Below are 14,476 nucleotides of genomic sequence, written 5' to 3'. Positions count from 1 at the left end.
AAACTCCATGATATTTGGCACATTTTTTGCTTAAGAATATGTCGATTCCGTATTTTTATTACACTAATCAAGCTCTTGTAAGGAGGAGTAACCTTTGGATCGCATTGAACTTTATCGCAAAACACTGTTGTCGGTATCCGGCAACCGTTTGGTCGAGAAACTTGCCATTAAATACGGCCGGAAATTGGCAGGTAAATTTATTGCAGGCGACAAACTCGCTGAGGCACTGGACGAAATTGAGCACCTGAATGGCAAGGGAATCATGGTGACGCTGGATCATTTGGGAGAAGGTATATCGCACCTAAACGAAGCTGCAGCATACCGGGAAGAATATATCAGGCTTGTGGAGGGCATCGCTGAGCGGAAAGTGAGCTCCAATGTATCGCTGAAGCCGACGCAGATGGGATTGGCCCTCGACCCGCAAGTCTGTTACGATAACATCCGCTCGATCGTACGCCAAGCTAAACAACACAACAATTTCATCCGAATTGATATGGAAGATTCTCCTTTTACCCAAGCCACGATTGATATTGTGCTCCGGCTGCATGCAGAGGGTCTGAACAATGTGGGCACCGTCATCCAGGCATATCTGCATCGCACAGTGGAAGATGTCAATCAATTGATTGATGCTAAAGTCAATCTTCGGCTTGTAAAGGGAGCCTATAATGAACCGGCATCGATTGCCTATCAGCAAATGAATGAGGTCATCGACAATTACAAACGGATCATCCGGATGCATTTGGACAGAGGCGTATATACAGCGATTGCCTCACATGATGATAGAATCATAAATTGGGTCAAAGCCTACGCCAAGGAAAATGGCATCACCGCCGATGCATTTGAGTTCCAAATGCTCTACGGTTTGCGGATGACGGATCAGGCGGAATTAGCCAAAGAGGGCTACCGCATCCGCTGTTATATGCCTTATGGCACGATGTGGTACCCCTACTACACCCGGCGACTGGCCGAAAAACCGGCCAATCTGTGGATGGTTCTCAGCAATATGTTCAAATAATATTTACACTGAAAATCAGGCTGGGTATAATGGCCCTATTAATACAAACAAGATAAAATGTATTCATATATAGGGGGCACCGGAATGAAACATGTTTTGCCTAGTCTGGAATGCCTTATCCGTACGGATTACAGCATGATTCATCTGTCCAGCCTGTCAGAGCTTGAGAACGGTCAACACGAGGCGGCCGGAGTTCCTGTCTTCTTGGAGGACGGTCAGGGCCGTTATGGTTTGCTACAATTCGAAGCCCATGCCAAAATTCTTGATCAGCCCTGTGTAATGGATGTTGCTGCTGTAAATATAGATGAGTCTATACAAAGTATTGCGCAAGCATTCCGAGCGGCCCCTCTGGCGATTGTGGAACGTGACGGCACACCCGTTGGCTACATCTCATCAAGCGATGTGATCGAAGCTGCGCTGCAAGCGTTTCGCCATCTGGAGGCCTATTTCTCCACCACTTTGGAAACGCTTAATCCCGATGTCGCAATTACACTCATCAACGAGGAAGGCCATGTGGCTGTCTGGACATCCGGCGCGGAGCACATCTTCTCCATTCGCAGGGACGAGATTATCGGGAAGCCTGCTTCGGATTTTTTCCAAGCGGACCGTTTGCAGTCGCTCCGAACGCTCAAAACCGGCGAATCGGCGCATAAAATGCAGCATCGGCCTCGCCAGGATATGTTTGTCCTCATTAATTCCAACCCCATCACCTTAGATGATCAGATCATTGGCGCTGTAGCGGCAGAATCCGATCTGACTACACAAATGAGACTCCATCAGGAACTGCTCCAGATGACAACCAAAGTCCATCATTTACAGAAGGAAGTCGCCATGCTCAGCCCTTCCAGCGACCCTTTCCAGCATATCAAAGGAACTAGCCGAACCATCAAGAATAGCATCGATACCATCCGTAAGATCAGTACAACCAAAGCGACGGTTCTCATTCAAGGAAAAAGCGGCACCGGGAAAGAGCTCTTCGCCAAAGCCATCCACGATTCCCGTGAAGGGAGCAACGCTCCGTATATTGCCATCAACTGCGGAGCCATTCCGGCTGCCTTGTTCGAGAGTGAGTTGTTTGGCTATGAGCGGGGAGCGTTCTCGGGAGCGGATCCCAAAGGCAAGAAAGGAAAAATAGAACTCGCGAGCGGCGGTACATTGTTCCTCGATGAAATCGGGGAAATGCCGCTGGAAATGCAGGTCAAGCTGCTTCGTGTGCTGCAAGAGCGCAGTTATTTTCCCGTTGGCGGCACACAGCTGAAGCGGACCGACTGCCGTATCATCGCAGCAACCAACCGTAATCTGGAACAGATGATTGCCGAAGGCAGCTTTCGTGAGGACCTGTACTATCGACTGAACGTAGTGTCTATCGAGATTCCTTCCTTGCGTGAACGCAAAGAAGATATTTACGAATTGACGCAATCCTTTTTACATGAATTCTCGCTTATTTACGGCCGGCACATCCAGTCTATTGCTCCCGATGTGTTAGAAGATCTGCTGCGGTACGACTGGCCGGGCAATATCAGAGAATTGCGCAACACCATAGAGCGACTGGTGATATTCTCCACCGATGGTGAGATCCGGCGCGAATATTTGCCTGACAACATTTACTCTGGCTACAAACAGCTGCCCGTCCCAGCCCATGATTCCAACAATATGAACACTCCCCCCATCACCGGAGAGGCGTTTCAAGCCGCGCTCGACGATTACGAACGGAAATTGTTATCCCAGGCATTAGCAGCCGTTAACGGTAACAAGCTGAGCATGGCTAAACAACTTGGCATTTCAAGAGCTACATTGTATAACAAGCTGAAACGGCTGAATCTTTGATGATGCACCGAATTCTAATTAATTGGACACTCTTCCACCTTACTGTATAAATAGTTATACACCCTTAACTACATATAAATGTATCCACAAAAAAGCCGACCCTGATATAGGATCGGCTTTCTTCATTTCTTGTAGGGTTATTGCTCCGTTATGAGTGCGGCTTTATTTTTTGCCGCTGATAATCCATATCTTGAATCTGTTAACATCCCGTTTTGTTGACAAACGTTATCCTCACATTTACAATAAATTTATCTTGATAATCAAGATATCAGACGATTAAGGAACTTTGTTTCCAACATCTCTTTTTTTGATATGCCAATCACCAGTTATATAAATCTTCCAAATCAAAGTGAGTGATGAACCTTGTCAATACTCGTTGTGTATGCAACCAAATCAGGAGCATCCGAGCAGTGTGCCCGGCTTTTATCGGAGCAGCTTCCCCATTGTACAATTTGTGATATTGGCTCGGAGAAGCCGACAATCGATGAATTCGACAGCATTATTGTGGGGGCGGGCGTCAGAGACGGAAAGATATATAAGCCGCTTCGCGACTTTATTAAGAAGAATCATAGCGAGCTGCTAAACAAGAAGATGGGCTACTTTATTTGTAACGAGAAGCCTAGGAAAACCGAGGAAATCCTGGACGAGAATATTCCGAATGATCTCAAGAAAGCAGCCGTTTGTATGGAGTCGTTTGGCGGATATAAGGCTTATGCGGCGCCTAAAGAGAATGAGGATCCGTTAAAGAGGATTTTCGTGGACAAGATTAGAACCTTTGCAGAGAAGTTCATGATCTGAGAATCTTAATCTGAACCCGTTGCTAAACCCAAAAACCGCGAGTTATACTATACCTACTGAGGACGTGAAGAACACGCCGCTTCCATACGATGTATCCCGAATGAAGTGATCGGGCTGCATGGGTATGGGGCGGCTTTTTAATGTTTGTTTTTATTAAACAACCCAAAGGGGGTAGACCGATTCATGTCACGTTTTGATAAGCAATATGAGTCTTGGATGCAAACAAATACCCTAAATGAAAAAAATCCGCGCAGACTCGAAATCCTTCATAAAGGATTAGGTCATGGAACAATCGAATTCCTGCGCTCGATATGGTTTCCGGCGATCGGTAATTTCAATGATTTGCATCCAGAGTGGGAAGTCCGTGATTTCAGCAATGGTTATCGATATTTGGACTTGGCTTATATGCCTGGCGGCGCGAGAGGAGGAATCGAAATCCAAGGATATGGACCGCATGCCCGCGATCTTGACGTCAGAAGGTTCAAGGATTTATGCCGCCGTCACTGCTTATTGGCCTTGGATGGCTGGACCTTTCTTCCGATTGCCTACCCCTCCATCGTCGACGAGCCAAAACAATGTCAGCAGCTCGTATTGTCTTTTGTCGGTCGATTTATTGCATCAGATGTCCCTGCCACCTTGACTTGGCTTGAGGCGGAAGCTGTCCGGTTTGCGCGAAGGCTTCTGCGTCCAATCACCCCACTGGAACTCGCCGATCACCTTAGGGTCAGCGACAGACACACAAGGCGCCTGTTGCATAGGCTGGTTGAGCTCCAAATACTAGACGTTGCAAGCGGGGAACAACGAGCTCGCACCTATAAACTTCGTTTATGATCAAGGGTTATGCAACAGTACTTGCGTTTGGCTACATGCAGTAGCGCCACTTGTTGGTTGGTTGCCACGGCAGAGTGTGTGTTGCACCCAGTAATCGACGCCATCATGAACCTCAGGTATCTGAGGGAGGGGTTTGGGGGTTTGGGGGGTTTGGGGGTTTTGGGGGTTTTGGGGGTTTTGGGGGTTTTGGGGGTTTTGGGGGTTTGGGGGTTTGGGGGTTTTGAGCACTTCGGGGGTTTTGAGCACTTCGGGGGCTTCGAGCACTCTGGACATTTTTGGCACTTTGGGTGCTTCAAGCACTTCTGGCACTCCTAGGATTTGTTCCTCGTCAGCAGCGCTTCTTTCATGCCACTTGTGCGGCAGTCTCGTTTTGCATTACACGCTGCGTTGTCTCACGACTCTGGATGAGCCTATGCTAAACTGGACACAGAATCCGTTATTGTGAGAAAACTGACCTATTTTTGAGAATTTCCGGACTCAGGATCCGTTATTTGCTTAAAACATCACTAAATATCGCCTTTTTTTAAGTAATAACGGATCTGGTGTCCTCAAACCGACCATATACAACTACATAGGACGAAATAGCGGAATCTCTGTCCTCATATGGCTCACTGCTCTCGCGTTTGGCAATTGGCGGTTGAGAGATGATGGTTAGCAATTGTGTTTTTTGGTCTGTGTTCTTTGTCTGTGGCCGTTTGCGTTTATTCGTTTGCCTTAGCGGTTGGGCGTGCTTGTTAGTCGTTCACCGTTATCTTCGTCGCGCTCATTGGTCCCGGCACCTTGACCATGCCGATCGCATTCAACCTTGCGCTATCCTTACTTTGTCTCCGCCTTTACTTATTGTTAAGGCAACTTTACTGCTACTGCTACTGCTACTGCTACTGTTACCGCTTACTGCTACTGCTACTGTTACTGCTCGCTGCTACTGCTTACTGTCTACTGTTTACTTCTGACTGCTCACTGCTACTGCTTACTCTTTGCCGTTGGCAGCTTACTGTTAACTGTGGTCTTTGCCCGTTAGCATTAGCGTTAACCCATTACCACTGTCATCATCGCGCTTGTGTTCATGCCCTTGCCCGCAGCCAAATTAATTCAACCTATGAACCATTTCATACTTGTTGCCGCAGGGATCTTCAAAATAAACGGCATAATAGGTCGGACCGATCGGGAAGAACCCTGGCCCGCTGTTAATGGTTCCCCCATGCTGCTTCACAACTTCTGCGATATGATCAACTTCAGCCGGATCTTTTCCCCAGAACCCGATCAGATTGTCATTCGGTTGATGTTCGGGATCCTCCGTTATCGCAAAATAAGGAACACTTGGAAGCTCCCCTTGTGCCGCGAATACGTTCCATTGCTCGGAATGATAGATGATGGTGAAACCCAATTCATGCAGCAGCTTGTCATAAAACAGACTAACTTGTTCCCACGAATTCACTCGCAGGTCCATATGACTGAATCGATTCATCCTGCCACCTCCCTATGTTGTTGAATCGTTGTCAGTACCTCGTTCCAGTAACGCCTCATCACCTCTCGCATATAGACGTCTTCCAGCATTTCCTGATGAATCGCGATGGTGGTTTTACCGCTATTCGTAGATAGTACGTAGATTTGCAGCCGGGACGGGTTATCCCACGCCTTGCACTTCCATGTCAAACGCAGTTTATGATAGGGGATGACCACCGTAATCTTGCCGGACACGCCTTCCTTCGACTCATATTCATGCCCTACCCGAAACTCTATCGAAGGTACATCCCCTATCCATAGCGCCAGACCTTCCGGCGATGTGAGGAAGTCCCAAGCTTGCTCCTTCGTCATGGCCATCGTTTTTCTAACGCCGATCTGCACGCCTGCGTCTTTGGAAAATCCAACAGGAATCCGGCCCATGAGCTGTTCGTACATGACGGTGATCCATTCACCCCACTCCTCTGACACCTGATCCAACGCGCAGATATGATTTCGGATCTGTTCATGAGACCATAGCTGGTCCATTTCCTGCCCAAGTTTGGCGACCCAGTCTTCCCACGAGCGTCCCGTTGCCTGTAACACATCTTGTCTAAAAATAGCCCCTGCCACCCTAATCTCCTCCTAACGCTGCCTTATGGAATTCATTATATAACGCAAAAACTGACATAGAAGGTCAGTCTTTTATCATTGGGATTGATAATATTTCAACAAGGATTCCGTAATGTCGATCATGCCTAATTTCAATTCTTCGGGCTCCATGATTCGAATCCTCCCCCCGAATGATAGGAGATAATAGGCTACCTGGGTGTATAGCGTAAGCTCGTCCAGCCTGAACACCGCATGATCTGCTGTCCTCTCCTGCAGTACATGACCGAGCAGCCAATGCTGACATAAATCGTCAATAGCTTGGGGGACACCTTGTATGTGCACGGAGACCCCATGCGGGTTGTTATCAGAACCCTGCTCTGCCAGCAATCCCTCCAACAAAAACTCACGGGCGGAGAACGGCTCCGGACGGACAAAGGAGTCAACGGTACAACGGATATCGCTCATACGATCGACGCGAAAGCTGCGTATTTCACCCCGCAGGTGGCAATAGCCCACCGTATACCATTTGCTCTTCCAATGGACAAGCCCATATGGATCCAGGATACGTGTATGTATGGTACCATCATACCCTGTCTTATAGTTGATCTGGAGACGGCATTGCTGGTCGATGCCAGCTTCAATCGCGGCAAGCATGGACATAAGCACGGGAGCTGTAGGCGGTTGGATGACCTCGATGCTATTTTCACGGCGCGTTAGACGCTCCAGCTGCTCCGGATTCGTATGCCGCTTGATTTTGGAAAGAGCTCGACTGAGTGGAGCTTCGGAAGGATAACCCGCTTCCCGTGCGAATGCAGCGGCGTGAAGCAGTGCCTTCTGTTCATCGGCATCAAAAAACAGGGGCGCAAGCTTGATAGGATCAGGGATGAAGTAACCCCCATCGCGTCCGATTTCGGAAACGATCGGCATGCCGGAAATACAGAGGGCATCGATATTCCGGTATATCGTTCGAATATGTACGTCAAGTTCCTCCGCCAGCTGTTTGGCCGTCATTCTTCTTCGTGCCTTTAAGAGCCATAGAATCGCCAGCATATTATCAGCCTTAGACATCGTATTCAGTACTCCTCCCCTTCAGGATTCATTCATTTCACTTCCATTATAAATCACAAAAAACACAGGTTCAGAAATATCTCCCATGCTGCATCTACTGTTGATGTGCCTACTCATTCCCTGCCAGCCGAGAGAAAAGCCGACCCTCTGCTGGAGCAGCTCTTCATTCTTATTCCTTAAACACGACTTCGTTTTATCCATGTGAACGCAGATCGCTAGAATTAGCCTCTTTGTCTCTAATCTAATAAGCTGCCTACGGTAATTAAACCTAACGACCTCCGCCGTTATCATGCTCCGCCTTGATGACAACGCTCCTCTTCATACGCCCTTCATCATCCCACTTGGCATTTTTATAAACTTTTTACATATTATGTATCTCTTGTCCTTGATATCTGAAAAAATATTAGATAGGATTATACCTAAAAAACCAAAAACTCGTAAAGGGTGATGATGAAAGAGATTGGATGGTCCTGCCGTTGACGATGGACGAATCATTCTTGCAGGAGGCATGATATGAGAATTCACAACGCGATTCCATGGCGTGGAAACAAGCTGGAGCTGAAGAACGTCACTGCTTCCAACATCGCGGGTGCGATGATTTATACGAACCATACCACCAACACATTATATTCCGACTACACCATGTCCGGCGTGGCTGGAGGTCTATATGCTTCCGGCTCCAAAACCGCATCTGCTGCCAGTCCATCCTCCTTTGTTGAGATGACGTGGAACGGTGAAGGCGGAGATACTTACGGATTCTAAAAAGAATTGGCAGGCCCCCCGGGAATTCGTCCTCAGGTGGCCTGTCGTTAGACTAGCTTAACAACCCGGCAGCGGTCATCCTCATTCATGCGGATCGGTGATTTCGCTTGACCCGCATAGGGAGAGCGCTTCCTGAATGGTCTCGTATACGATAGCCTTGGCCCTCTGTCCGGAGGTCAGCCTTCTTGTCCCTTGCCCTGCCCATAATGACATATAGTCCGGATTATTTTGGCGGTTGGCGGCGTTTCTGATATCGCGGGTCACCGTATTCTGCACGGGAAACGGAAGCGGCTCTAAACCAGTGGCATCCCAACGCCTGATAAAGGCATTGCGTATTCCTCTGGCTGGCCGTCCCGAGAACGCTTGGGTAATGACTGTGCTCTCTTCCGTGCTCTCCAGCAGAGCCTGCTTGTAAACCTCATGAGCCCCCGATTCCAGTGCCGTCAAAAATCGCGTCCCCATCTGGACGCCTTGCGCTCCAAGAACAAGCGAGGCAACAAGCCCGCGTCCATCCATAACGCCTCCCGCAGCAATTACCGGTATCTTCACCTGATCCACAATTTGCGGTACCAGGGAAAATGTCCCGATATTCGCACCCATCGGGTGCTCTGTCAGATCAAACGTTCCTCGATGTCCACCTGCGTCGCTGCCTTGGGCAACAATGGCATCACAGCCCGCTTGCTCCGCCATCAACGCTTCGTTTACCGTCGTTACCATCGTAACCACCAGCAGGTTGGCCGCTTTTGCCTGCCGCATGAGAGGTTCAGGCAGAATGCCGAATGCAGTGCTGATGACAGGCACCTTCTCTTCAAGCAGAACCGTGAATTGCTTCTCAAACCAATCGGGAGCTGCCACCTGATCCGCACCCGCTTGAGGAATGCCCAGCGTTTCCCGCATCCGGTTCAGCTCATGCTGGACTTCTCCGATTCGATCCAAGTTATCCGAAGCCTGAGTGGCAGTAGAAGCAAAGAGATTCACGGCAAAGGGCTTATCCGTCAGCTTGCGGATATCCTGAATGCTTTGACGAATGGCGGCCGGCTCCATATAGGCTGCGCCCAGCGTTCCAAGCCCGCCTGCATCCGATACGGCGGCAACCAGCTCAGCCGTTGACGGCCCTCCGGCCATTCCAGCCAGAAAGACCGGGTAGCGGATTCCGAACCGTTGGCATAACTCCGTGTATAGCTGCATATTCATGATTCCCTCCTTCGTTGTTAAAGCTATTATCCTATGAAGACACAACAACTTCCATCGTAAAAAAACCGCTCAACACAATGATCTGTGTTGAGCGGTTTTTTCAAGTTTAGGACATTTTCACCAAGCTGTAGTTTTTCTTTCCTTTGCGGATGATGATGAAACGCCCGCCGATCGCTTGATCAGCCGTAACCTCATGTTCCAGGTCGCTGACGCGCTCGCCGTTCATGGAGATTGCGCCTTTCGTGATGTCCTCGCGAGCTTGCCGCTTGGAAGGCTCGATGCCCAGATCCACGAGCCAGTCAACGATATTCTTCGGCTCCTGCGTCGCTTCAAATGTTGGCATCTCCTTGAAGCCCTGCTCGATCTCTTCGGCCGTAAGCGATTGGATATCGCCCGTAAACAGGGCTGCGGTAATGCGCTTGGCTTGCTCCAGCATTTCCTCGCCGTGCACGAATTTCGTCATTTCCTCTGCCAGCATTTTTTGTGCTTCGCGTTTATGCGGCTCGCTCTGCACCTTCTCGGCCAGCTCGTCGATTTGCTCTTTACTCAAGAACGTAAAGTACTTCAAGTATTTCACGACGTCACGGTCATCGGTGTTCGCCCAGAACTGGTAGAACTCAAATGGCGTGGTTTTGTTCGGATCCAGCCATATCGCGCCACCGGCGGTTTTGCCGAATTTCGTGCCATCGGCTTTCAGCATCAGCGGAATCGTGAGACCGAATGCTTTCGCCTCGGAGCCTTCTTTTTTCCGGATCAGATCAAGACCGCTTGTAATGTTGCCCCATTGGTCCGAGCCGCCGATTTGCAGCTGCACGTCTTCATGCTGGAACAGATGCAGGTAGTCCACGGACTGCAGAATCTGATAAGTGAATTCCGTGAAGGAAATGCCGCTGTCGAGGCGGCTCGCCACAACGTCCTTCGCCAGCATGGAGTTGATGCTGAAGTTTTTGCCGAAATCTCGTAAAAATTCGATAATGCTAATCTTATGCGTCCAGTCGTAGTTGTTGACCATGCGAATTTGATTGTCGCCTTCCGTCACAAAGAGCTTTTTCATTTGCCCGGTCAGTGCATCCACGTTGGCCTGAACCTGCTCCAGCGTTTGCAGCGAGCGCTCGGTTTGACGTCCGCTTGGATCCCCGATAGTGCCGGTTGCGCCACCGATCAGAATGACCGGGCGATGACCGGCAAGCTGGAAACGCTTCAGCATAATAAAGGGAATCAGATGGCCGATATGCATGCTGTCGCCCGTTGGGTCTACGCCGCAGTATAGCGAGATTGATTTTTCATTCGTAAGCTCCCGGAGGCCTTCGGCATCCGTCTGTTGGTTGATGGCATCGCGCCATTCAAGTTCATCGATAATATTCACAGCATTAACACCCCTTCAATTCATTAATATCCTTATTACGAAACGTCCATCCTCGTTGAAAAAAACAAAAAATCGCCCCTTGTCTGTTATAGACATAGGGACGATTAATAACCGTGTTACCACCCAGATTGCACAATTGGACCGCCAGCTGCTGCTGCGCGCCGTTCATGCCGCTCATCAGGCGAGATATCGTTCGCCATTTCCGCTCGGCATTACCCGAGATACTCCAGAGTGTAATTCGCCAGCTTGGTGTGTACCGGGTTCCATCAACCCCCGGCTTTCTAGAACAGGGACCAAGCTGCTACTGGGCTCTTTCAACGCATGTCGTTTATAAGATTACAGACAGTATAGTGAAATAATAAATCGATGTCAACCAGCGTTCGCATAGGTAGTCTTACACAGGCGGCAAACCTGAATGAAAGTCCGGTTGTTCAACTGCTGCTCTTACGTGCGGCGCATATATGCACGTACCGTAATCGGAGCAAAGATAGCTACAATGACGGCAGCGCCGATCAACGATATCGCGAGATCCCATCCGACAATCCCGGAGTTGGTCAGATCCCGCACAGCCGTAACCAGATGCGAGATCGGATTGATGTTCACAAACCACTGCAGCCAGCCCGGCATGGTATCTACCGGAACGAACGCATTGGAGAGAAACGTGAGCGGGAACAGCACAATCATGGATATGCCCTGTACGCTTGAGGCCGTACGTGCAATGACACCGAAGAAAGCAAATATCCAACTGATTGCCCATGAACACAAAATTACCAGCAGCGCCGCGAGAGCAACGTAGCCAAGGCCCCCTTCGGGACGGTACCCCATAACATATCCCATGCTAAAGGTAAGCACCGTTGCTATGGTATACCTGACGGTATCTGCCAGCAGGGCTCCGGCAAGCGGAGCAATCCGCGCAATAGGCAGCGACTTGAATCGGTCGAACACCCCTTTATCCATATCCTCGCGCAGTTGAACCCCGGTCACAACGGAGGTCGTAATCACGGTCTGAACGAGGATCCCCGGAATGATGACAGGCAAATAACTCAATACGTCGCCAGAGATCGCACCGCCAAAAATATAGGTAAACATCAAGGTGAAAATAATAGGCTGGAGCGTTACGTCGAACAATTGCTCGGGCGTGCGCCGAATCTTCAGCAGCCCCCGGTAGGCCATCGTCAATGAGTTTCGCAGCGTCTGACCGAGACTTGTGTGGTTTTTCAGCTGCCGCTCCTTAGCTGGCTTAATCATTGTGCTGCTCATACGGTTGTCACCTCTGTTTTATTGGATTCACGGGACGCTTGAGACGTCTCCTCTTTCACTCCATGACCGGTAATCGTCAGGAATACCTCATCCAGGGTCGGCTTCTGCACACTCATCTCGGACAAGCCAATTCCCGCCGAGCGAAGCTCGATCAACAGGTCTGCAACAAGGTCCGCACTCTCCATCGGCGCCGTAATCTTTCCAGCTTCCGGTGACACATTGACATGGACTTTCAGCACCCGTTCCACGGTATGACGAGCCCTGTCAATGTCCAGCGGGTTTTGGACCGTCAGATGCAGCGACGAAGTCCCCACTGACATTTTCAGCTCATCTCCCGTACCTTCGGCCACCACCCGGCCGTAATCGATGACGGCGATTCGGTCAGCCAGCTGATCAGCCTCCTCCAGATACTGCGTCGTGAGCAGTACAGTTGATCCGGTATTCACCAGCCTGCGGATCGTATCCCACATCTGTGAACGCGTGCGCGGGTCCAGCCCCGTTGTCGGTTCATCCAGAAAAATGAGCGGCGGCTGGGCAATGAGGCTTGCCGCCAGGTCCAGCCTGCGGCGCATGCCGCCGGAGAAATTTTTGAGCGGCCGCTTCGCCGCCTCCGTCAATCCGAATTCCTCCAGCAATTCTTCGGACTTGCGCCGTGCCTCTGTACGGCCCAGTCCCAGCAAGCGTGAGAAGATGATCAGATTCTCGGTGGCGCTGAGCGACTCGTCAACCGATGCGTATTGGCCGGTCACCCCGATTAATTGACGAACGATCTGGGATTCCGCAAGCACATCGTGCCCGAAGATTCGGGCGGAACCTGCATCCGGCCGCAGCAGGGTCGCCAGCATCCGAATGGTGGTTGTCTTGCCTGCACCATTCGGTCCAAGCACGCCGTAAATCGTGCCTGCGCGCACCTGCAAATTTACACCGTCTACTGCACGATTGCTGCCAAAGGTTTTGACAAGTCCATGTGCTTCAACAGCGAGGTCTCCATTGTTCGGTTCCATTCTCTTTCTGTATACATGCTCCACTTCTATTTCCTCCAATCCATTATTGATGATATGGGGATCGTAACACCCGTATTTAAACGGAATGTAAACCGTAAAATAAAATGGGCTCTTTTACGCGCCGCACACGAACCGTTCCTCCCCGCCGCTATGCTGTGCTGTGCTGTGCAAAGGCAAACTTCAGACATAAGCAAAAAAACCGTTTCTTGGTTAAATGGAGGCACGTCCTGCCCATTTACGAAAGAAACGGTTCTTTTGTTATTTTGATGAGGTGAGGTCTTCGTCAAGCGAGCGAACTGCTCTAGGGGACAACCGGATCTTCCTCATCCTGATCCATCGTATATTTAATCTGCATCATAATATTTTGTTCATGATCGCCAAACTGACGGCCGAACAAATTCAGTCCGCCTTGATTTACGGCATCGGGTTTGATGCCGATACGCAGGCGCATTTTGGGGCTCTCGTTAATCCTAAGATGATCTAATGTAACATCGGACACTTTATCCATATCAAGGGTCGTCTTTTCGTGGTCCACTCGCCATGTTTTGAGAAAGCCGTATTGCGTAGCCCAATCATACCACCAATTCGGATTCAGTTTGCCGCGGCGGTCCCCGAAATCACCTGGACTTGTCCACATTCCAATCTCCACGCCGTTTACCCATACCGAAATATTGGACGGCCAATTATGATCATAATTCGGCGCTTCGGAACACATTTCCATGGACAGTCCAAGCGATTCAATGCGAGCTCCGGCCGGAATATCCATCGGCAGTAAATACTCCAGATACCCCTTGCGCAGCCAGATGATCTGGGCGTTCACATGCTTGGGGTGGTAAAAGCTCGCAGGCTCGTCTTCCTTAATGATATAACCGTCCGCATTAGCCATTCCGCAGGTGGGAGATACCTCGCAATCGCTGTAATGACCGATCGGCATCTCGACTTCATAAACATGCGTTACTCCCTTGGGCACCGAATTCTTCAAGTTCAGGGCAATGTGAATATCGTCGTAATTCCGGCTGCAGACCTTCATGGCCCCGCGGGAAGCCGGCAGCAGTTCAGTATTGATTAACTCGGCGGCTTCCAGCACTTTGATGTTGCTGGCTACTGTTGAGACCGGAAGTTTAAGCTTCTCGGCAATCTCGATAATATTTAAATTTTTGGAATTCAGGAGCCTTAGAATATCAACCCGTGAACGCGTTGACAAGGCATGGGATACCGTGACGAGTCTTTCCGGGTCGTTAAAGCCAAGTTCCAGCACAAATCTGCTCTCCTTTAAACTAAACATATTCATTACAA

The 14,476-nt window shown here is 49.8% G+C and carries 13 protein-coding genes; 5 read left to right on the top strand and 8 right to left on the bottom strand.

The genetic code is table 11. The features are described from left to right. The first annotated feature begins 94 nt into the window (after positions 1–94). The 4 genes from B9D94_RS07110 (at position 95) to B9D94_RS07095 (ending at position 4,471) form a co-directional block, all read left to right on the top strand. Positions 95–1,015 (top strand): proline dehydrogenase family protein, encoded by a 921-nt coding sequence (locus B9D94_RS07110; protein WP_148246709.1) that lies wholly within the window; start codon positions 95–97, stop codon positions 1,013–1,015. A gap of 84 nt (positions 1,016–1,099) precedes the next feature. Next, positions 1,100–2,842, top strand: a complete 1,743-nt coding sequence (locus B9D94_RS07105; protein WP_148246708.1) for a sigma 54-interacting transcriptional regulator — start codon at positions 1,100–1,102, stop codon at positions 2,840–2,842. Between the two features lie 363 nt (positions 2,843–3,205). Next, positions 3,206–3,640 (top strand): flavodoxin domain-containing protein, encoded by a 435-nt coding sequence (locus B9D94_RS07100; protein ID WP_148246707.1) that lies wholly within the window; start codon positions 3,206–3,208, stop codon positions 3,638–3,640. A 183-nt stretch (positions 3,641–3,823) separates the two neighbouring features. Continuing rightward, the gene (locus B9D94_RS07095) at positions 3,824–4,471 is read left to right on the top strand and encodes a transcriptional regulator (protein WP_148246706.1); all 648 of its coding nucleotides are present in this window, start codon (positions 3,824–3,826) and stop codon (positions 4,469–4,471) included. Between the two features lie 1,087 nt (positions 4,472–5,558). On the opposite strand, the gene B9D94_RS07090 is transcribed toward B9D94_RS07095, so the two are convergent. The 3 genes from B9D94_RS07090 to B9D94_RS07080 all read right to left on the bottom strand — a co-directional run bounded on the left by B9D94_RS07090 (position 5,559) and on the right by B9D94_RS07080 (position 7,594). After that, complete coding sequence (locus tag B9D94_RS07090; protein ID WP_148246705.1) at positions 5,559–5,939, bottom strand: VOC family protein; 381 nt, start codon at positions 5,937–5,939, stop codon at positions 5,559–5,561. Further along, positions 5,936–6,547 carry an SRPBCC family protein gene (locus tag B9D94_RS07085; RefSeq protein WP_006211978.1) on the bottom strand — a complete coding sequence of 204 codons (612 nt, stop codon included), beginning with the start codon at positions 6,545–6,547 and terminating at the stop codon, positions 5,936–5,938. The genes B9D94_RS07090 and B9D94_RS07085 overlap by 4 nt, the downstream gene beginning before the upstream one ends. A 75-nt stretch (positions 6,548–6,622) precedes the next feature. After that, a complete protein-coding gene (locus tag B9D94_RS07080; protein WP_148246704.1) occupies positions 6,623–7,594 on the bottom strand; it encodes a helix-turn-helix transcriptional regulator in 972 nt (323 codons plus the stop codon). 513 nt (positions 7,595–8,107) lie between these two features. Here B9D94_RS07080 and B9D94_RS07070 point away from each other — a divergent pair. Next, on the top strand, positions 8,108–8,356 hold the full coding sequence (locus B9D94_RS07070; protein WP_006211980.1) for a hypothetical protein: 249 nt from the start codon (positions 8,108–8,110) through the stop codon (positions 8,354–8,356). A gap of 81 nt (positions 8,357–8,437) precedes the next feature. Here B9D94_RS07070 and B9D94_RS07065 read toward each other — a convergent pair whose 3' ends face one another. The 5 genes from B9D94_RS07065 to B9D94_RS07045 all read right to left on the bottom strand — a co-directional run bounded on the left by B9D94_RS07065 (position 8,438) and on the right by B9D94_RS07045 (position 14,438). Further along, positions 8,438–9,550, bottom strand: a complete 1,113-nt coding sequence (locus B9D94_RS07065; protein ID WP_040680917.1) for an NAD(P)H-dependent flavin oxidoreductase — start codon at positions 9,548–9,550, stop codon at positions 8,438–8,440. Positions 9,551–9,656: 106 nt separating this feature from the next. Then, complete coding sequence (tyrS, locus tag B9D94_RS07060; protein WP_036643250.1) at positions 9,657–10,916, bottom strand: tyrosine--tRNA ligase; 1,260 nt, start codon at positions 10,914–10,916, stop codon at positions 9,657–9,659. A 444-nt stretch (positions 10,917–11,360) separates the two neighbouring features. Continuing rightward, positions 11,361–12,176: a tetracycline efflux ABC transporter Tet(58) subunit B gene (gene tetB(58) / locus B9D94_RS07055; RefSeq protein ID WP_006211984.1), complete on the bottom strand. Its 816-nt coding sequence runs from the start codon at positions 12,174–12,176 to the stop codon at positions 11,361–11,363. Further along, on the bottom strand, positions 12,173–13,204 hold the full coding sequence (locus B9D94_RS07050) for a daunorubicin resistance protein DrrA family ABC transporter ATP-binding protein (protein WP_006211985.1): 1,032 nt from the start codon (positions 13,202–13,204) through the stop codon (positions 12,173–12,175). The genes tetB(58) and B9D94_RS07050 overlap by 4 nt, the downstream gene beginning before the upstream one ends. A gap of 277 nt (positions 13,205–13,481) precedes the next feature. Next, on the bottom strand, positions 13,482–14,438 hold the full coding sequence (locus tag B9D94_RS07045; protein WP_006211986.1) for an ArsR/SmtB family transcription factor: 957 nt from the start codon (positions 14,436–14,438) through the stop codon (positions 13,482–13,484). Between the last annotated feature and the right edge of the window lie 38 nt (positions 14,439–14,476).

Source organism: Paenibacillus sp. Cedars (genome assembly GCF_003184205.1).
Classification (GTDB): domain Bacteria; phylum Bacillota; class Bacilli; order Paenibacillales; family Paenibacillaceae; genus Paenibacillus_AQ; species Paenibacillus_AQ glucanolyticus.
The sequence above is the reverse complement of the archived record's forward strand: the minus strand, read 5'-3'. Positions and strand labels throughout refer to the sequence as shown.

Coding starts and splice junctions, on each gene's coding strand:
- B9D94_RS07080 (WP_148246704.1), bottom strand. CDS start 7,594: ATGTCTAAGGCTGATAATATGCTGGCGATTCTATGGCTCTTAAAGGCA.
- B9D94_RS07105 (WP_148246708.1), top strand. CDS start 1,100: ATGAAACATGTTTTGCCTAGTCTGGAATGCCTTATCCGTACGGATTAC.
- B9D94_RS07065 (WP_040680917.1), bottom strand. CDS start 9,550: ATGAATATGCAGCTATACACGGAGTTATGCCAACGGTTCGGAATCCGC.
- B9D94_RS07095 (WP_148246706.1), top strand. CDS start 3,824: ATGTCACGTTTTGATAAGCAATATGAGTCTTGGATGCAAACAAATACC.
- B9D94_RS07070 (WP_006211980.1), top strand. CDS start 8,108: ATGAGAATTCACAACGCGATTCCATGGCGTGGAAACAAGCTGGAGCTG.
- B9D94_RS07090 (WP_148246705.1), bottom strand. CDS start 5,939: ATGAATCGATTCAGTCATATGGACCTGCGAGTGAATTCGTGGGAACAA.